The following is a 17,852-nucleotide window of genomic DNA, read 5'->3' as shown; positions in this document are numbered from 1 at the left end:
GGCCTCCGCGCGAACCGGGGCCCGCGCCGCATGATCCGGCGCCCGGCCGCGCGCCCGCCCACCCCGCCGCGGCTGCTGGCAGCCAAGGCCTTCGTGCACGCCGCCGCACTGGCGCCGGCGGCCTGGCTGGCCTGGCAGATCGCCGAAGTCTGGCGCCATGGCAGCGACGCCCTCGGCGCCGACCCGGTGGCCGAGATCGAACACCGCACCGGCCTGTGGGCGCTGCGCATGCTGATGCTGACCCTGGCCATCACCCCGCTGCGCCAGCTCACCGGCCAGGCCGTGCTGCTGCGCTTCCGCCGCATGCTCGGCCTGTACACGTTCTTCTACGCCTGCCTGCACCTGGCCGCCTACCTGGTGCTGGATCTGGGCGGCTACTGGGCGCAGCTGTTCGAGGACATCGCCAAGCGCCCGTTCATCACCGTCGGCTTCCTCGCCTGGCTGCTGCTGGTGCCGCTGGCGGCCACCTCGACCCTGGGCTGGATGCGCCGGCTGGGCCGCCGCTGGGGCCAGCTGCACAGGCTGGTGTACGCGATCGCCGTACTGGCGGTGCTGCACTTCTGGTGGCTGGTCAAGTCCGACGTGCGCGAACCGGCGCTGTACGCGGCGATCGCGGCGGTGTTGCTGGGCTGGCGCCTGTACCACCGGCTCAGCGCGCGCCGAACCACAGCAGCGCGCTGAGCGCCAGGCCCAGCAGCGCGGCAGCCAGCAGCAGCCAGGGCAGGCGCTTGGCCGGGCGCTGCAGCGGCGCGGCGGGCGCCGGTTCGGCCTCCGGCCGCGGCGGCGGGGCCAGCTTCGGCGGCTCGCCACCGGCCGGGAACTCGACGACGAAGCGGTGCTGGCCCTCGAACACGACCTGGTCGCCTGGCCCCAGCACCGCATCGCGCACGGCCATGCCGTTGACCACGCTGGCCTCGCCGCCGAGGCTGCGCAGCAGGACCACGTCGCCATGCCGTTCCAGCAGCGCGTGCCGCGCCGGGAACGCCGGGTCGTCGATGCGGATGTCGGCCTCGCGCGAAGCGCCGACCAGGCGCGGCGGGCCGAGGGTGAAGCTGCGCCCGTGGTGCTGGCCGCCGACGCCGCGCAGGACCACGCGCGGATCGCCCGCGTGCTCGCCCGGATCGGGCAGCGGCGCGGGCGGGCGCACCGGCGCCTGCACCAGCAGCTCGACGCCGTCGACGTACATCGCGTCGCCGGCGCGCAGCAGGGCCGTGCGCTGCACCGGGCGGCCGTTGACGTGGACGCCGCGCGCGCCGACCGGCACCTGCAGCCACAGGCCGCGCAGGTCCAGGCACAGCTGCGCCAGCAGCACGCCGGGCACGCCATCGCCGATCCCCAGCACGCCATTGGGCTGGCGGACCACGCGGTGGACGCCGGGAGTCAGCGGATGGTCCGCCTGCTGGCGATTGCTGAAATGGAGTCGCAGGTCGGACATTGGCGGCAAAGCCTAGCAAATCCGGAGCGACGCAGGCTGGCCGGATGCGCGCTGCGCGGCTACGCTGGCGCCCCCCACGCATCCGGAACCTGCATGGCCCGCATCGACATCCAGCATCCACACCAGCGCAGCGGCGTAGAAGCCCGGCGCATCGTCGACGGCATCGCCGCGCAGCTGCGCGAGCGCTTCGGCGTGGCGGCGGACTGGCGCGGCGACGCGGTCGACCTCAGCGGCCCCGGCTTCAAGGGCGTGGTGACGCTGCTGCCGGGGCAGGTGCAGGTGAGCGCCGAGCTCGGTTTCCTGCTGTCGGCGCTGCGCGGCCAGGTCGAATCGGAAATCCGCCGCGTGCTCGCCGAGCGCCTAGACTGACGTTCGCCGGCGAGCCTCACGCCCTCTTATCGGCGGCCTGCCCACACTGGCGTGGCACCCGTCACAGCAGAGGAGCGGATATGAGCGCTGAACCCCGCAACGCCACTTTCGCCAGTGTGTCCGAGCTGCAGGCGCAGGCGGCACGGATCGCCCGCGAGCTCGGCGACAACGCCCACCAGGTCTGGCTGGCCGGCATCGGCGCGCTGGCGCGCGCGGAGTCCGAGGGCAGCCGCCTGTTCGAACAGCTCGCCGAGGAGGGCCGCCAGGTCGGCGAAGGCACCGGATCCCCGCAGGGAGCCAGCGCTGCCAGCCGCCTGGAGGGCCTGCGCCAGAGCCTGGACGCGGCCGTGGGCAGGGCCCAGGCCCGCGCCGGCGAGGCCTGGGAGAGCGTCGGCCGCGCCTTCGAGCACCGGGTCCAGCAGGCCCTGCGCGACCTCGACGTGCCGACCCGGGACGACATCGACGCCCTGGGCGCGCGCATCGACGCCCTGACCCGCGAGCTGCAGCGCTCGCGCCCGGCCGAGGCCGCCGCCCCGCCTTCGCCGCCTTCGCCGCCTCCGTCGGTAAATACCGGTCCATAAAGGCATTTTCCGCAGCCCGGCCGGCGGATTGTTGCAGGGCACAACGCTCTGCGGCAGAATCGGAACCGGCCCGCCAGTCCACCTGCCGTTTGCTCCCCTCCCCTCTCGGCTCCCGGACTGGCGGGCCACTTTCGTCTTAGCAATAGCGGACCGCGGCCGTGTAACAATCCGCCCTGCACAGGGGCCGGAACAGGGGTAGTCATGTCGTCGTGGACTGTGGGACTTGCGCTCGCCGCGCTCGTGGCGACGGCGTCCATTGCGCACCTGTGGCTGGTCCGCCGCCCCGAGAAGGAACTCGACGCAGGGTTGCGCGCACTGGCGAACCTGCGCTGGCGCGAGATCGCCACCCTCATCGGCCAGGCCATGCAGCAGCGTGGCCTGCGCGACGTGGCCATGCATGCCGACAGCAGCAGCGATCCCGCCAGCAGCCAGCTGCTGATGACCGACGGCGACAGCCGCTGGCTGCTGTCGTGCAAGCACGGCATGGCCTATCGCCTCGGCGTGGCCGCGGTCGACGAACTGGCCGCGGGCATGGAGCTGACCGGCGCACGCGCCGGCATCCTGCTCACCGAAGGCCGGGCGGGCCGCGAGGCGCTTGCCGCCGCCGCCGAGCGCGGCATCGAGATCATCGACGGCCGTCGGCTGTGGCCGCTGCTCAAGCCGTTCCTGCCCCAGGAAACCACCGCCGGCATCGCCGCGAGGACCGTCGCCGAGGCCAAGCGGCAGACCGCCGTGGCCGTGGCCGGCTCGATCGCGCTGGGCCTGGCCGTCGCGGTACTGCTGCCGCGGCTGGCCCAGGAAGACGCGGCGCCTGCCACCGCCACGCAGGCCGCGGCGCCGCCGGCCGCCGCGCCCACGCCCGCGCAGCCGGCGCTGGCGGAGCAGGCCGCGACGGATCCGGTGACCGGCAAGGCCATCGAGGACAACCCCGACGCGCCCACCGAGGCGCGCTACCAGGCCGAAATCGCGCGCACGCTCAACAACGTACCGGGCATCACCCGCGCCTACTGGCTGACCCGCGCCACCCTGGTGGTCGAGCGCACGGCCACCGACAAGATCGTCTGGCCGTTCATCTGCGGCGAACTGGAACGCTACCCGTCGCTGCGCACGGTGCGCGTGCAGCTCAACCCGCGCCCGGGCACCGACGAGCCGGTGCGCTGGAGGCAGTGCCGGACGATGTGACCGCGCGCGCCCCTGCGCGCGCGAACACACCTCGCGGCTGCCGAAGCCGCATAAAGCAGAAGCCGGCCCTGGGGCCGGCTTCCGCGTTTACAGCGCTGTGCCGCGATCAGGCCTGCGGCGCGGCGTCCCCGGCGAGGGAATCGCCCGCGTCGACGCGCGCGGTGCCGGCATCCTCCTCGTCGTCCAGCGAGGCGTCGACGCGCTCGACCGCCTGCAGCGACTCACCCTCGGCCAGGCGGATCAGGGTCACGCCCTGGGTGTTGCGGCCGACCTGGGAGATCTCCGCGGCGCGGGTGCGGACCAGGGTGCCACCGTCGGAGATCAGCAGCACCTCGTGCTGTTCCGACAGCTGGATCGCGCCGACCAGCTGGCCGTTGCGGGTGGTGGTCTGGATCGCGATCACGCCCTGGGTGCCGCGGCCCTTCTTCGGGTACTCGGACAGCGGGGTGCGCTTGCCGTAGCCGCGCTCGGACACGGTGAGGATGTCGCCCTCGCCCTGCGGCACCACCAGGCTGACCACGCGCTCGCCCTCGGCCAGGCGGATGCCGCGCACGCCGGTGGCGGTGCGGCCCATCGCGCGCACCTCGCTCTCGTCGAAGCGCACGGCCTTGCCGTTGCTGGCGAACAGCATGATGTCGCGGCCGCCGTCGGTGAGCGCGACATCGACCAGCGCGTCGCCCTCGTCGAGGTTGATGGCGATCTTGCCGCGCGCCAGGCGGAAGGCGAACTCGGTCAGCGGGGTCTTCTTCACCGTGCCGTTGCGGGTGGCGAAGAACACGTAGAAGCCTTCGGCGTACTCGCGCACCGGCAGCACCGCCTGGACCTTCTCGCCCTCCTCCAGCGGGATCCAGTTGATGATCGGGCGGCCGCGCGCGTTGGAGCCGGCCTCCGGCAGCTGGTGCACCGGCAGCCAGAACACCTTGCCGCTGCTGGTGAAGGTCAGCAGCGTGTCATGGGTGTTGACCAGCCACAGCCGGTCGATGAAGTCCTCGTCCTTGGTCGCCGCCGCGGCGCGGCCGCGGCCGCCGCGCTTCTGCGCGCGGTAGGCCGACACCGGCTGGCGCTTGGCGTAGCCGGCGTGCGACAGGGTCACGACCACGTCTTCCGGCTCGATCAGGTCGAGGATGTCGAGGTCCTCCTCGCTGGCGCGGATCTCGCTGCGGCGCTCGTCGCCGTACTCGGCCTTCAGCGCGCCCAGCTCGGTGCGGATCACCTCGCGCAGCACGTCCGGATCCTCGAGGATCTCGATCAGGCCGCGGATGGTGTCCAGCAGTTGGCGGTACTCCTCGGTCAGCTTGTCCTGCTCCAGGCCGGTCAGGCGGTGCAGGCGCATCTCCAGGATCTGCTGGGCCTGGACGTCGGTGAGCTGGTAGCGGCCGTCGACCAGGCCGACGCCGGCCGGCAGGTCGTCCGGGCGCGAGGCCTCGGCGCCGGTGGCGGCCAGCAGCGCGCCGACCAGGCCCGGCTCCCAGGTGCGGCCGAGCATGCGCTCCTTGGCCACCTGCGGGTTCTCCGAGGTCTTGATCAGCTCGATCATCTCGTCGATGTTGGCCAGCGCGACGGTCAGGCCTTCCAGCACGTGGGCGCGGGCGCGCGCCTTGCGCAGCTCGAAGATGGTGCGGCGGGTCACCACCTCGCGGCGGTGGCGCAGGAAGGCCTCGAGGATCTGCTTGAGGTTGACCAGCTGCGGGCGGCCATCGACCAGCGCGACCATGTTGATGCCGAACACCGACTCCAGCTGGGTCTGCTGGTACAGGTTGTTGAGCACCACCTCGGCCGAATCGCCGCGCTTGACCTCGATGTAGATGCGCATGCCGTCCTTGTCGGACTCGTCGCGCAGCTCCGAGATGCCCTCGATCTTCTTTTCCTTGACCAGCTCGGCGATCTTCTCGATCAGCCGCGCCTTGTTCACCTGGTACGGGATCTCGGTGACGATGATCGACTCGCGGCCGTTGTCGGCCACCTCGATCTCGGCCCTGGCGCGCATGCGCACGCGGCCGCGGCCGGTGCGGTAGGCCAGCTGGATGCCACCGACGCCGTTGATGATGCCGGCGGTGGGGAAATCCGGGCCCGGGATGTACTGCATCAGGCCGTCGACGTCCAGCTCCGGATCGTCGATCAGGGCCAGCAGGCCGTTGACCACCTCGGTGAGGTTGTGCGGCGGGATGTTGGTGGCCATGCCGACGGCGATACCGGCCGAGCCGTTGACCAGCAGGTTCGGGAACCGGGTCGGCATGACCGTCGGCTCCAGTTCCTTCTCGTCGTAGTTGGGCTGGAAGTCGACGGTTTCCTTGTCGATGTCCGCCATCAGCTCGTGCGTGATGCGCGCCATGCGCGCCTCGGTGTAACGCATGGCCGCGGCCGAGTCGCCGTCGACCGAGCCGAAGTTGCCCTGGCCGTCCACCAGCAGGTAGCGCAGCGAGAACGGCTGCGCCATGCGCACCAGGGTGTCGTACACCGACTGGTCGCCGTGCGGGTGGTACTTGCCGATGACGTCGCCGACGATGCGCGCGGACTTGTAGTACGGCTTGTTGCTGTGCGCGCCCAGCTCGTTCATCGCGTACAGCACGCGGCGGTGCACCGGCTTCAGACCGTCGCGCACGTCCGGCAGCGCGCGCCCCACGATCACGCTCATCGCGTAATCGAGGTAGCTGCGGCGCATTTCGTCCTCGAGGTTGACCGGGATGATTTCTTTGGCGAGATCGGTCATCAGGGCTCTTCTTCAGGTTCTTCGTGGCGCCGCCGGCAGCAACCGCCGGGGCGCTGCGCGGAGGCCTCCGCGCAACCGGTCGATTCTACCACAAAGCGGCCCCACACGGAGCCGCATTTCCACGCAGAAACAAGCACTTGCGCCACCGCGACGGCGGCCCGGGCCAAGCTTCCGGCGGGTGGCGCCCCTCAGGCCGCGAACAGGGCCCGCATCCGTGCCGGATCCGGCGCGGTGACCACGCCCTTCTCGGTCACGATCGCGTCGATCAGCGAGGCCGGGGTCACGTCGAACACCGGGTTCCAGGCGGCCACGCCCTCGGCCACCGTACGCACCCCGCCCACGCCGTACAGCTCGCCGGGGTCGCGCTGCTCGATCTCGATGGCGTCGCCATCGGGGGTGTCCAGGTCCACGGTCGAGGACGGGGCCACGACCATGAACCTCACCCCATGGTGGCGGGCGGCGATGGCCAGCTGGTAGGTGCCGATCTTGTTGGCGGTGTCGCCATTGGCGCAGATGCGGTCGGCGCCGACCACGACCCACTGCACCGCGCCGGTCTTCATCAGGTGCGAGGCGGCCGAATCGGCGATCAGGGTCGCGTCGATGCCGTCCTGCTGCAGCTCCCACACGGTCAGGCGCGCGCCCTGCAGCCACGGCCGGGTCTCGCCGGCGAAGACGCGGGCGATGCGGCCGCCGGCCATGCCTGCGCGGATCACGCCCAGCGCGGTGCCGAAGCCGGCGGTGGCCAGCGAGCCGGTATTGCAGTGGGTCAGCACGCCGCTGCCCGGTTCGATCAGGGCCGCGCCCAGCGCGCCCATGTGCCGGTTGGCGGCCAGGTCCTCGTCGGCGATGGCCTTGGCCTCGCGTTCGACCAGCTCGCGCCAGTCGGCGCCGGCGCCCGCCAGGGCACGGCGCATCCGCGCCAGCGCCCAGGCCAGGTTGACCGCGGTCGGCCGGGCGGCGTTGAGCCGCTGCAGCGCCGGTTCGAGCCTGGCGGCCGCTTCGGCGCCGTCGGCCACGTCGACGCCGCGCGCGGCCAGCACCACACCCCAGGCCGCGGCGATGCCGATCGCCGGCGCGCCGCGCACGACCAGGTCGCGGATCGCGGCGGCCACCGCGTCGCTGTCGTGGCAGGCGACGTGTTCGATCCGGAACGGCAGCTTGCGCTGGTCCAGCAGTTCCAGGGCGTCGCCAGTCCACAGGATCGGACGGACGTGGTCGTAGCGGTCGAAGTCGAAGCCGGTTTCCATGCCGCCATTCTACCCGCCGGCGCCACGGCGCCGGCGCGAGGCGTCACTCCACCGCGAACTGCGCGCGGCAACCGTCGTCGACCCAGATGCCCTCCTGGTCCCAGCCCCAGCTGCGCCCTTCCTCGCAGACCTTGCCGGAGAGCTGGCGCAACAGGCGCGCGCCGTGCTCGATGGTGGTGCCGCAGAAGCGCTTGCGGTTGCCCTTGGATTCGCACACCAGGAGGCGCTCGCCCGGCGGGAAGCCGGCTTCGCGGTCGCCGACCTCGAACTCGCCTTTGCAGCCGCGCGACACCCAGACCTCATTGCGCCCGAAGCCCCAGCTCTCGCCGAGACGGCACGGCAGCGCCGAGGTCTGCCGCAGCAGCCGCACCGGCGCGCCGCGCAGCGCGACGGCACACGATTCGGGCGTGCCACGGGACTCGCAGCGCACCACGCTGCGGACCACGCGGCCGCCCTGCAGGGGCGCGGCGAACTCGGCGCGGCAGCCGCGCGCCACCCAGACGCCAGCCAGGTCCACGCCCCAGTCGGTATTGCGGATGCAGGAGCTGTCCGACAGCTGCCGGACCAGGTGCACGCCGGCGGAGGTATCCATCGGGCAATGCACCCGGTGCATGCCGTCGGCTTCGCAACGCACGATGCCCGAGGGCGCGACGGGCGGCGCGGCCTGGGCGGCCGGCGGCTCACCGGTTGCGGCCCACGCCGGCGCACAGGCCAGCGCCAGCGCCAGCGGCCATGCCTTGCGATGCCGATTGCCGTGCCCTGCCTGCATCCCCCCTCCAGGTACGTAGCCTGGCGCCATTGTCGCCGGCACCGTGCAAGCCACGGTGAACGGAAGAACCGGCCGCATGGAGTTCAGGCCCTGGCGAACTCGAAGGCCAGGACCGGCGCGATCCGGTCGCTCCCGGACAGGGCCATCAGCAGGCGCTCGATGCCCAGGGCGACGCCGGCGCAGTCGGGCATGCCCGCGCGCAACGCCGCCAGCAGGCGCGCGTCGACCGGCGGGCGCAGCGCGCCGCGCGCCGCACGACGTTCCAGGTCGCGGCGGAAGCGCGCTTCCTGTTCGGCCGCGTCGGTCAGCTCGTGGTAGCCGTTGGCCAGCTCGAAGCGCCCCAGGTACAGCTCGAAGCGCTCGGCCACCGGCGGATCGCCGGGGCGGATCTTCGCCAGCGCGCATTGCGAAGCCGGCCAGTCGTGGACCACGGTGATGCGGTCGGCGGGGAAATGCGGCTGGATGCGGTGACTCATCAGCAGGTCCAGCCAGTCGTCGCGCGACAGGCCTTCCCCGTCGATGCCGACATTGCCCAGCGCCTCGCGCAGCTGCGCATCGCCGGCGGCGAACGGATCGACGCCGGCGCCGTCCAGGAACAGTGCGCGGTAGGTGGTCGACACCACCTCCGCGCGGCGCCCGGCCAGGGCCAGCGCCGCCTGCACCAGCTCCACGGTCTCGTCGGCCAGGCGCAGGTGGTCCCAGCCGACCCGGTACCACTCGAGCATGGTGAACTCGGGGTTGTGGCGGCCGCCGGCCTCGCCGTTGCGGAACACCCGGCCCAGCTCGTAGCAGTCGCCGATGCCGGCGGCCAGCAGGCGCTTGAGTGGGTATTCCGGCGAGGTGCGCAGCCAGCGCTGCGGCGAACCGGCGTCGCGATGCCCGGTGAAGCTGGTGGTGAAGCTCTCGATGTTCGGCTCGGTATTGCCGGCCTCCGAAAGCACCGGCGTTTCCACTTCCAGCACGCCTCGCCCGGCGAAGAAACCGCGCACCAGCGCGTACAGGCGCGCGCGCAGGCGCAGCGCCTCCAGGTCCGCGCTGGGCCGCCAGTCGGCGCCGGCGTCCATCCCGGTCACGAATGCTGCTCCAGGAAGGCCAGCAGGCGCGCCTCGTCCCAGACCTCGATGCCCAGCTCCTCGGCCTTGGCCAGCTTGGAACCGGCCGCCTCGCCGGCGACCACGAAGCTGGTCTTCTTCGACACGCTGCCGGCGGCCTTGGCGCCCAGCGCCTCGAGCTTCTCCTTGGCCTCGTCGCGGCTCATCGACGACAGCGTGCCGGTGAGGACCACGGTCTTGCCTTCCAGCGGCCCGCCGCCCGTCGACGCGGCGACCGGCAGCAGTTCGCGCAGGCGCTGCTGGGCCTGCGCCGAACGCAGCAGCAGCGCCGCGTTCTCGCCCTCTTCCAGCCACGCGACCAGCGCGCTGGCCGCTTCGGACGGCAGGCCGGCGGTGACCAGGTTGTGCACCGGCGCGTCCAGCAGCGCCTGCGCGTCGGCGAAGGCGCCGGCCAGCTGGCCGGCGCGCAGCGGGGTGATCCGCGGGATCTCCAGGTCCACCAGCAGCGTGGCCAGGTCCAGGCCGTCGGCCAGCTTCGGGCTGGGCGGATGGCTGTCGCCGATGCGCACGCCGCGTTCGAGCAGGCGGTCGATCACCTGCTGGTTGCCGGGCTGGTCGAGGAAGTGGCCGATCGCCCGCGCGACCTCGCCACCGATGTCCGGCACGCGCTTGAACAGCGGCCACGGCAGGTGGCGGATCAGTCCAAGGTCGCCGAACCATTGCGCCAGCGCCTTGGCCGTGCTCTCGCCCACGTGCTCGATGCCCAGCGCATAGAGGAAACGCGCCAGGGTGGTCTGGCGGCTGCGGTCGATCGCCTCGATCAGGTTGTCGGCCCACCTGGTGGCGACCTTGCCGGCCTTGACCGTCTCCGGGGTGGTGCCGTCGCGCTCGTCGGCGCGGCGCTTCATCTCCAGCAGGTCATCGAGGGTCAGCCGGTACAGGTCCGACACGTCCTGCAGGTAGCCGAAGTCCGACAGCGACTCGATGTAGCGCTCGCCGAGGCCGTCGATGTCCATCGCCCGGCGCGAGGCGAAGTGGAGCACGGTCTGCACGCGCTGCGCCGGGCAGCTCAGCTCGCCCGAGCAGCGCCAGACCGCCGCGCCCTCCTCGCGCACCAGCTCCGAACCGCAGACCGGGCAGTTGGCCGGCATCGCCCACGGCTGCGCATCCGGCGGCCGGCGGTCGACCACGACCTGCACGACTTCCGGGATCACGTCGCCGGCGCGGCGCACGATCACCGTGTCGCCATTGCGCACGTCCAGGCGCGCCACGTGGTCGGCGTTGTGCAGGGTGGCGCGGGTGACGGTGACCCCGCCCACCTGCACCGGCTGCATCAGCGCCCAGGGAGTGACCGCACCGGTGCGGCCGACGTTGATCTCGATCGACTCGACCACCGTGGTCTGTTCCTGCGCGGGGAACTTGTGCGCGATGGCCCAGCGCGGCGCGCGCGAGACGAAGCCCATCTCGCGCTGGCCGGCATAGTCGTCCAGCTTGTAGACCACCCCGTCGATGTCGAAGGCCAGGCCGTCGCGGGCCTCGCCGATGCGGCGGTAGTAGCCGAGCAGGCCGTCCACGCCGGTCACCACGGTGGCCAGGTCGCTGACCGGGAAACCCCACTCGCGCAGTTTCACCAAGGTGCCGGAATGCGTGTCCGGCAGCGCGCCGCCATCGACCAGGCCGATGCCGTAGGCGTAGAAGCTCAGCGGGCGCTGCGCGGTCAGCTTCGGATCCAGCTGACGCAGCGAACCGGCCGCGCCGTTGCGCGGATTGGCCAGCACCTTGCCGCCGTGCAGGCGCGCATGCTCGTTCCAGCGCTCGAAGTCGGCGCGGGCCATGTAGACCTCGCCGCGCACTTCCAGCAGCTTCGGCCAGCCGCTGCCCTGCAACCGCTTGGGGATGACCGCGATGGTGCGCAGGTTGGCGGTGACGTCCTCGCCGGTGGCGCCGTCGCCGCGGGTCGCGCCCTGCACGAACACCCCGTCCTCGTAGCGCAGGCTGATCGCCAGGCCGTCGAGCTTCGGCTCGGCGGAGAACACCAGCTCCTCGCGGCCGAGGCGTTCGCGGATGCGGCGCACGAAGTCGGCTACTTCCTCGTCGCTGAAGGCATTGCCCAGCGACAGCATCGGCACCGCATGGACCACCGGCGCGAAGCGGCCCGACGGCGCGGCGCCAACGTGGCGGGTTGGCGAATCGGGCACGGCCAGTTCCGGATGCGCGGCTTCCAGGGTCTCGAGCTCGCGCACCAGCGCGTCGTATTCGGCGTCGGTGATGTCCGGCGCGTCGAGCTGGTGGTAGCGGCGGTTGGCGTCTTCGATGCGGCGCCGGAGCTCGGCGGCGCGGCTGGCGGGGGTGTCGTTCATGGCCACGATTCTACCGGCGCTTGCCGCGATCGCCCGTGAGGTCCAGCATGCGTGGACCCTTGCGAAGCCACCGCCCCGCGCCCATGGTCCAGCCGCTCAGCCGTCGCCACTTCCTCGGCCTCTCGGCCTGCAGCCTCGCCACCGCCGGACTGGCTCCACTGCTGGGCGCCACCGGCCCGGCCAGGGCGCAACTGCCGCCGCCGATCGCCGGCATGGATGCTCCCGGTGCGGTACTGCTGAACTACAACGAGAACCCGCTAGGCCCCTTCCCCGAGGCGCGCGAAGCCGCCGTGCAGGCGATGGACCGCGCGCACCGCTACCTGTTCGGCCTGCAGCACGAGTTCACCGCCCTGTTCGCCGGGCAGCACTGCGTCGACGCCGGGCAGGTGGCCACCTGGTGCGGCTCCGGAGTGGCGCTGGATGCGGCAGCGCTCGCCTTCACCGGACCGCGGTCCGCGCTGGTGACCGCCGATCCCACCTTCGAATCCCTCGCACAGATGGCCAGCGCCCACGGCGCCAGGGTCGTCCGCGTGCCGCTGCGCAGCGACGGCGCCCACGACGTCGAAGCCATGGCCGCCGCCGCGGCGAAGAACGGCGCCGGCCTGCTCTACGTCTGCAACCCCAACAACCCTACCGGCTCGACGACGCCGCGCGCCGGGCTCGAATGGCTGCTCGCAAACAAGCCGGCCACCAGCATCGTCCTGGTCGACGAGGCCTACATCCACTACAGCGACGAAGCCGACCTGCTCGACCTGGTCCGCGACGGCCGCGACGACCTGGTGGTGCTGCGCACCTTCTCCAAGATCTACGGCATGGCCGGACTGCGCCTGGGCGCTGCGGTGGCCCATCCGTCCCTGCTGCAGAAACTGGTGCTGCAGGGCGTCAACAGCCTGCCGGTGCCCGCGGTGGCCGCCGGCATGGCCAGCCTCCAGCACCCCCGACACCTGGCCACGCGCAAGGCGGCCAACGCCCGTCTGCGCCAGGACAGCGTCGACTGGCTCGCCGCCTGCGGCCACGCCTGCCTGCCCAGCCAGGCGAACTGCTTCATGGTCGACGTCCACGGCGAGGGCCGCGCCTTCGGTGCCGCGATGGCGAAGCACGGCGTGTTCGTGGGGCGCAGCTGGCCCTCGATGCCGCGGCATGTGCGGGTGACCGTGGGAACCGAAGAGGAGATGGCTCGGTTCCGCGAGGCGTTCGAGAAGGTGATGGGCGGGTAGCCGCAGTCCGGACCCGGTTCCCGGATGCGCTCCGCTTATCCGGGCTACGAGGCGAATAGCCACTCCCCCACGGGTGAGACGGCATGTTTGCGCGCCACCGGCGCGCATTCCGTCGAACGCCTGCGTCCTGTGGCCGCGGGCGGGGGCGCCGGGCGCGGGTCAGGGCGATAAACCGGAGCCACGATCCGGACGCGCCGAAAGACGCGGTAGCGCACGGGTATCGCGCAAGCGGCACATGGATGTGCCGCGGTCGCGCGTTGGAGCAGGACGCGGAACCGCGCGATGCGCGATACCCGTGCGCTGCCGCGGCTCCGTCCGAAGACCGCCAGCACAACGCTGTTGCTGTGCCGTTGCCGTGCTGTTGCCCTTGCTGCCGCGGTTGGCCTGGAGCGGGGCAAGCCCCGCTCTACAAGGGGCGGCGGGAGCGCAGCGGGGGATTACCAGCGCGGGGCCTTGGTCAGCGGCGGGGCTTCATGCTGGCGGTCGTAGGCGCGCAGCTCGTCGCGGATGTGGGCGATGCGCTGGCGGCCCAGCGCGTTGCGGCTGTCGTCCAGGACCACGCCGTCGAGCAGCTCGGCCATGCGCTGCACCGTCGGCAGCATCTTCTCCCACGCATCCAGCGCCGGCACCGGCGCCGGCAGGGTCAGGAAGAACGCGATCGCCGGCGTCTCCAGTTCGCGGATCGTCGCCATGTCGAAGCTGCCCGGCTTCATGATGCTGGCCATGCTGAACACCGGCCCGCGCTCCGGATGTCCCTCCAGCAGCCGGTGGAACACGTTCATGTGGCCGAAGACCATGCCCGTCTTCTCCGCCGCCACCACGATGTCCTCGCCACGCAGCACGCTGCCCGCGCGCGCCGCCACGTACAGCGACACGATCTTGTCGAAGTCCTGGCTCTCGCGGCGGCCCAGGTCGCTGTTGCGCGCAGGCTCCGCCGGCAGGCCCAGCTCCGGCTGGGTCACGCCCTCGCCGCCGTAGTCCGCTTCGCCTTCCGCCGCCGCGGCCTCCTCCAGCGACGGCTCGCGGCGCACCCGGCCGTACTCGGGCGTCATCGCCGGGGACTCGCGCGACTCGCGGCGACGGCCCTGCTGTTCCTTGCGCGGATTGCGACCGAAGAACCACATCGCCGCCAGCAACAGCAGGCCGACGACGAGGATGCCGATCCGCAGCAGGTCCTTGTCCGACATGTAACGCCTCTCCCCCGGGATCCAGAAGCCGCAAGCATGTCACGAGCGGCGGCCGCGGAAAAACCCCGGCCGCGGCCCGCCGTTTGTCCCCGGGTCAGGCCGCGCCAGCCAGGCGCGCGGCCTCCTCCAGATCCACGCTGACCAGGCGCGACACGCCCGGCTCGCGCATGGTCACGCCCGAAAGCTGGTGCGCCGCCTCCATCGTCGCCTTGTTGTGGCTGACGAACAGGAACTGCACCTTCTCGCTCATCTCCTTCACCATGTTGGTGAAGCGGCCCACGTTGGCCTCGTCCAGCGGCGCGTCCACCTCGTCCAGCAGGCAGAACGGCGCCGGGTTGAGCTGGAAGATCGCGAACACCAGCGCCACCGCGGTCATCGCCTTCTCGCCGCCGGACAGCAGCGAGATGTTGGACACGCGCTTGCCGGGCGGGCGCGCCATGATCGCCACGCCGGTGTCCAGCAGGTCCTCGCCGGTCAGCTCCAGGTAGGCGTGGCCGCCGCCGAACAGGCGCGGATACAGCGCCTGCAGGCCGGAGTTGACCCGGTCGAAGGTGTCCTTGAAGCGGCCGCGGGTCTCGCGGTCGATCTTGCGGATCGCCTCTTCCAGCGTTTCCAGCGCCGCGGTGAGGTCGGCGTTCTGCGAATCCAGGTACTGCTTGCGCTGCTCGGCCTCGCCGCACTCGTGGATCGCGGCCAGGTTGACCGGCTCCAGGCGGCGCATGCGGGCCTCGATCTGGCCCACCGCCTGCTCCCACTCGCGCGGGTCGGCCACGTCCGGCAGCGTGTTGACCACGTCCTCCAGCACCAGGCCCTCCTCGGTGATGGCCTGGACGATCTGTTCGGCCTTCATCTGCAGCGCCTGCTGCTCCAGCCGAAGCTGCGAGATGCGCTCGCGCTGCGCCAGCGACTGCTCGTCGCGCTGGTGGCGGGTCTGCTCGAAGGCGCGCAGCTCGTTGTCGATGCCCTCCAGCACCGAACGCGCCTCGCCCAGCGCGCGGTCGGCGCGCACGCGCTCGGCCAGCGCGGCCTGGTGCTCGGCTTCCAGCGCCTGCACCGGCGAATCGCCGGTGGCCAGCTGCGCGGCCAGCTCGCCGAGGCGGCTGTCCAGCTGCCCGCGCTGGGCGTCCATGCGCTGCAGCGACTGGATCAGCGAGGCGACCTGGGTGCGCTGCGATTCCAGCGCCAGGGCCAGGGCGTGGGTGGCCTCGCGGCTGGCGCGGGCGGCGTCGCGGGCCAGGTCGCGCGCCTCGGTGAGGCGGCGGCGCTCGGCCTCCAGCGCCTGGCGGGTGGCCTCGAGGTCACCCATGCGGACGACCGCGTCCTCCAGGCGCGAACGTGCCTCGCGCGCCTGCTCGCGGCTGTTGTCGAGGGTCTCGGCCAGCTGCGCCAGTTCGTTCTCGATGCGTTCGATGCGCTGGCGCGCGGTGTCCATGCGGCCCTGCTGGCTCTGCAGCTGGCCGGCCAGTTCCGACACGCTGCGGTGGGCCAGGTAGAGCTGGCGCTGCGCGTCCTCGCGCTGCTGCTCGGCGGCCAGCAGCTGGTCGCGCTGCTGGGCCAGGCGCTCTTCCAGCCCGGCTTCGCGCTGCTGCAGTTCCTCGATGGTGGCGCGCAGCGCCTGGATCTCGCGCTCGCGCAGCAGCGCGCCCTGCCTGGCGGCGCCCTGGCGCGACACGCGCACCCAGCCATCGCCCAGGCGCTCGCCGGCGCGGGTGATGATCGAATCGCCTTCGCCCAGCTGCGGCAGCAGGCGGCGGGCCTCGGCCAGGTCCTCGGCCGCGTGCAGGCGCGCCAGCAGGCGCCGGATCGCCAGCGGACCGCGGACCCTGGCGGCCAGTGAGGTCGGCGCGAAACCGGCATCCCCTTCCTCGGCGGAGACCAGCGCGATGCGGCCCTCGCCGAGGTCGGCCAGCGCCTCGACCAGGGTTTCCGGCGCCTCGACCAGCACGCCTTCGATCAGCTGGCCCAGCGCGCTCTCGACGGCGTTTTCCCAGCCCTCCTCGACGCTGAGGCGCTCGCCCACGCGCGCGCCGGAATCCAGCCCGCGCGCCTTCAGCCAGGCCACCGCGGCGCCCTGCTCCTGGCCCAGCGCGGCCTGCTGCAGGGTTTCCAGCGAGGACAGGCGGCCGCGCGCGGCCTGGGCCTGCTTGCGCACCTCGGCCAGTTCGGCTTGGGCGGTGCGCTGCTGCTCCTGCAGCGTGGACACCGCCTGCTTGCGCGCGTCCAGCTGCTCGTTGAGCGTGTCCAGCGCCGCCTTCTGCGTCTCGTGCTGGATCTGCGCCTGTTCGAAGGCTTCGGCCAGCGCCTCCAGGTCCAGGCCGGCGCGCTCGGCGGTCAGCGCCTCGCGGCGGCGGTCGGCTTCCAGCGCCTGGCGGTCCAGGTAGTCGACACGGGTGCGTTCGACCTCGCCGGCGCGCGACGCCTCCGCGGCCTCGCGGCCATGGGCTTCCCAGCGCTGCTGCCAGTCCGACAGCGCGGCCTCGGCCTCGCGCAGCGCCTCCTGCTTGAACACGTCGTCCTCGCGCAACTGCTCCAGGCGCGGCTCGGATTCCTCGACCGAGGCCTGCAGCGCCTCCAGCTTCTGGCGGTCGTCGCCGATGTGCCGGTCCAGCTCCTCCAGCGCGCTGGCGGCCTCGTCGCGCGCCTGGTGCAGGCGGCTGGCCAGTTCGCGCTGGTGCTGGATCTGCTGCTCGATGCGGGCGAGCACGCCGCCGACCTTGTAGACCTCGGCCTGGGCGGCGTTGAGCGCCTCGGCGGCCTCCTCGCGGCGGACGCGGCCGGTCTCGATCTCGCGCTCGGCCTCGCGCTGGCCGGCGATGATCTGCTCCAGCTTCGTCTCTTCCTGCATCAGCTTCTCGCGCAGGGCCTGCAGCTGCTGGTCCAGGGCGCGGAACTGCAACGCCTTCCATTCGGCGTCCTTGACCTTGCGCTCGGCGGCCAGCGCCTGGTACTGCTCGGCCTGGCGGGCCTGGCGGCGCAGGTGCTCGAGCTGCTTGTCGACCTCCTCGCGCAGGTCGTTGAGGCGGTCCAGGTTCTCGCGGGTGTGGCGGATGCGGGTCTCGGTCTCCTTGCGCCGCTCCTTGTACTTGGAGATGCCGGCGGCCTCTTCCAGGTAGATGCGCAGGTCCTCGGGCCGGGCCTCGATGATCTGGCTGATCATGCCCTGCTCGATGATCGAGTAGCTGCGCGGGCCCAGGCCGGTGCCGAGGAACAGGTCGGTGATGTCCTTGCGCCGGCACTTGGTGCCGTTGAGGTAGTACTGGCTCTGGCCGTCGCGGCTGACCGTGCGCTTGACCGAGATCTCGTTGTAGGCCGCGTACTCGCCGGAGATGGTGTGGTCGGAGTTGTCGAAGATCAGCTCGACCGTGGCCTGGCTGACCGGCTTGCGCGCGGCCGAGCCGGAGAAGATCACGTCGGTCAGCGAGTCGCCGCGCAGGCGGCTGGCGGAGCTTTCGCCCATCACCCAGCGCACCGCGTCGATGATGTTCGACTTGCCGCAGCCGTTCGGGCCGACCACGCCGGTCATGTTGGTCGGCAGGTGCAGCGTGGTGGGGTCGACGAAGGACTTGAAACCGGACAGCTTGATCGTGGACAGGCGCATGCGGCGGTCGATTCCCCGGGGTGTCGCGGCGCAGGAGCGCCACCGGAATAAGGTGTTTTATCGGGAATGCGCCGCAAGTGATTGATTCACAAAGGCGGCACCACCCGGAATTCGGGTTCGGACCGTGCAGTATAGCGGTCTGGAC

At 72.0% G+C, this 17,852-nt stretch carries 13 protein-coding genes; 5 read left to right on the top strand and 8 right to left on the bottom strand.

The window, feature by feature from the left end; all coding sequences use genetic code 11:
* Window positions 1-30 precede the first annotated feature (30 nt).
* A complete protein-coding gene (gene msrQ, locus PSEJ35_RS0110045) occupies window positions 31-681 on the top strand; it encodes a protein-methionine-sulfoxide reductase heme-binding subunit MsrQ (RefSeq protein ID WP_051412636.1) in 651 nt (216 codons plus the stop codon).
* On the opposite strand, the gene PSEJ35_RS0110040 is transcribed toward msrQ, so the two are convergent.
* Window positions 650-1,435, bottom strand: a complete 786-nt coding sequence (locus tag PSEJ35_RS0110040) for an FHA domain-containing protein (RefSeq protein WP_028917670.1) — start codon at window positions 1,433-1,435, stop codon at window positions 650-652. The genes msrQ and PSEJ35_RS0110040 overlap by 32 nt on opposite strands.
* 93 nt (window positions 1,436-1,528) lie before the next feature.
* On the opposite strand from PSEJ35_RS0110040, the gene PSEJ35_RS0110035 reads away from it, so the two are divergent.
* From PSEJ35_RS0110035 to PSEJ35_RS0110025, 3 genes are all read left to right on the top strand, one after another.
* Complete coding sequence (locus tag PSEJ35_RS0110035) at window positions 1,529-1,804, top strand: polyhydroxyalkanoic acid system family protein (protein ID WP_028917669.1); 276 nt, start codon at window positions 1,529-1,531, stop codon at window positions 1,802-1,804.
* 80 nt (window positions 1,805-1,884) lie between these two features.
* A complete protein-coding gene (locus PSEJ35_RS0110030) occupies window positions 1,885-2,385 on the top strand; it encodes a phasin family protein (RefSeq protein WP_028917668.1) in 501 nt (166 codons plus the stop codon).
* 201 nt (window positions 2,386-2,586) lie between these two features.
* Complete coding sequence (locus tag PSEJ35_RS0110025) at window positions 2,587-3,567, top strand: restriction endonuclease (protein ID WP_028917667.1); 981 nt, start codon at window positions 2,587-2,589, stop codon at window positions 3,565-3,567.
* A gap of 106 nt (window positions 3,568-3,673) precedes the next feature.
* On the opposite strand, the gene gyrA is transcribed toward PSEJ35_RS0110025, so the two are convergent.
* From gyrA to ligA, 5 genes are all read right to left on the bottom strand, one after another.
* On the bottom strand, window positions 3,674-6,277 hold the full coding sequence (gene gyrA, locus PSEJ35_RS15980) for a DNA gyrase subunit A (RefSeq protein ID WP_051412635.1): 2,604 nt from the start codon (window positions 6,275-6,277) through the stop codon (window positions 3,674-3,676).
* A 188-nt stretch (window positions 6,278-6,465) separates the two neighbouring features.
* Window positions 6,466-7,524 (bottom strand): S-methyl-5-thioribose-1-phosphate isomerase, encoded by a 1,059-nt coding sequence (gene mtnA / locus PSEJ35_RS0110015; RefSeq protein ID WP_028917666.1) that lies wholly within the window; start codon window positions 7,522-7,524, stop codon window positions 6,466-6,468.
* A 43-nt stretch (window positions 7,525-7,567) separates the two neighbouring features.
* On the bottom strand, window positions 7,568-8,161 hold the full coding sequence (locus tag PSEJ35_RS0110010) for a DUF3011 domain-containing protein (protein ID WP_255326737.1): 594 nt from the start codon (window positions 8,159-8,161) through the stop codon (window positions 7,568-7,570).
* 215 nt (window positions 8,162-8,376) lie between these two features.
* Window positions 8,377-9,357, bottom strand: a complete 981-nt coding sequence (gene epmA / locus PSEJ35_RS0110005; RefSeq protein WP_037083006.1) for an EF-P lysine aminoacylase EpmA — start codon at window positions 9,355-9,357, stop codon at window positions 8,377-8,379.
* A gap of 5 nt (window positions 9,358-9,362) precedes the next feature.
* Window positions 9,363-11,705, bottom strand: coding sequence for an NAD-dependent DNA ligase LigA (gene ligA, locus PSEJ35_RS0110000; protein ID WP_028917663.1), 2,343 nt, complete (start codon window positions 11,703-11,705; stop codon window positions 9,363-9,365).
* Window positions 11,706-11,788: 83 nt separating this feature from the next.
* Here ligA and PSEJ35_RS0109995 point away from each other — a divergent pair, with 83 nt between their 5' ends.
* The gene (locus PSEJ35_RS0109995) at window positions 11,789-12,922 is read left to right on the top strand and encodes a pyridoxal phosphate-dependent aminotransferase (RefSeq protein WP_028917662.1); all 1,134 of its coding nucleotides are present in this window, start codon (window positions 11,789-11,791) and stop codon (window positions 12,920-12,922) included.
* A gap of 437 nt (window positions 12,923-13,359) precedes the next feature.
* Here PSEJ35_RS0109995 and zipA read toward each other — a convergent pair whose 3' ends face one another.
* On the bottom strand, window positions 13,360-14,109 hold the full coding sequence (gene zipA / locus PSEJ35_RS0109990; protein ID WP_028917661.1) for a cell division protein ZipA: 750 nt from the start codon (window positions 14,107-14,109) through the stop codon (window positions 13,360-13,362).
* A gap of 94 nt (window positions 14,110-14,203) precedes the next feature.
* Complete coding sequence (gene smc / locus PSEJ35_RS0109985) at window positions 14,204-17,707, bottom strand: chromosome segregation protein SMC (RefSeq protein ID WP_028917660.1); 3,504 nt, start codon at window positions 17,705-17,707, stop codon at window positions 14,204-14,206.
* Between the last annotated feature and the right edge of the window lie 145 nt (window positions 17,708-17,852).

Source organism: Pseudoxanthomonas sp. J35, assembly GCF_000513995.1.
In the GTDB taxonomy this organism is placed as follows: Bacteria; Pseudomonadota; Gammaproteobacteria; order Xanthomonadales; family Xanthomonadaceae; genus Pseudoxanthomonas.
This window is presented reverse-complemented; position numbering and strand designations above follow the sequence as displayed.

What these genes read in the sequence shown, in the direction of transcription:
- gyrA (WP_051412635.1), bottom strand. Translation starts at nt 6,277, where the DNA reads ATGACCGATCTCGCCAAAGAAATCATCCCGGTCAACCTCGAGGACGAA.
- zipA (WP_028917661.1), bottom strand. Translation starts at nt 14,109, where the DNA reads ATGTCGGACAAGGACCTGCTGCGGATCGGCATCCTCGTCGTCGGCCTG.
- PSEJ35_RS0110035 (WP_028917669.1), top strand. Translation starts at nt 1,529, where the DNA reads ATGGCCCGCATCGACATCCAGCATCCACACCAGCGCAGCGGCGTAGAA.
- smc (WP_028917660.1), bottom strand. Translation starts at nt 17,707, where the DNA reads ATGCGCCTGTCCACGATCAAGCTGTCCGGTTTCAAGTCCTTCGTCGAC.
- msrQ (WP_051412636.1), top strand. Translation starts at nt 31, where the DNA reads ATGATCCGGCGCCCGGCCGCGCGCCCGCCCACCCCGCCGCGGCTGCTG.
- PSEJ35_RS0109995 (WP_028917662.1), top strand. Translation starts at nt 11,789, where the DNA reads ATGGTCCAGCCGCTCAGCCGTCGCCACTTCCTCGGCCTCTCGGCCTGC.
- epmA (WP_037083006.1), bottom strand. Translation starts at nt 9,357, where the DNA reads ATGGACGCCGGCGCCGACTGGCGGCCCAGCGCGGACCTGGAGGCGCTG.
- PSEJ35_RS0110025 (WP_028917667.1), top strand. Translation starts at nt 2,587, where the DNA reads ATGTCGTCGTGGACTGTGGGACTTGCGCTCGCCGCGCTCGTGGCGACG.
- ligA (WP_028917663.1), bottom strand. Translation starts at nt 11,705, where the DNA reads ATGAACGACACCCCCGCCAGCCGCGCCGCCGAGCTCCGGCGCCGCATC.
- PSEJ35_RS0110030 (WP_028917668.1), top strand. Translation starts at nt 1,885, where the DNA reads ATGAGCGCTGAACCCCGCAACGCCACTTTCGCCAGTGTGTCCGAGCTG.
- PSEJ35_RS0110040 (WP_028917670.1), bottom strand. Translation starts at nt 1,435, where the DNA reads ATGTCCGACCTGCGACTCCATTTCAGCAATCGCCAGCAGGCGGACCAT.
- mtnA (WP_028917666.1), bottom strand. Translation starts at nt 7,524, where the DNA reads ATGGAAACCGGCTTCGACTTCGACCGCTACGACCACGTCCGTCCGATC.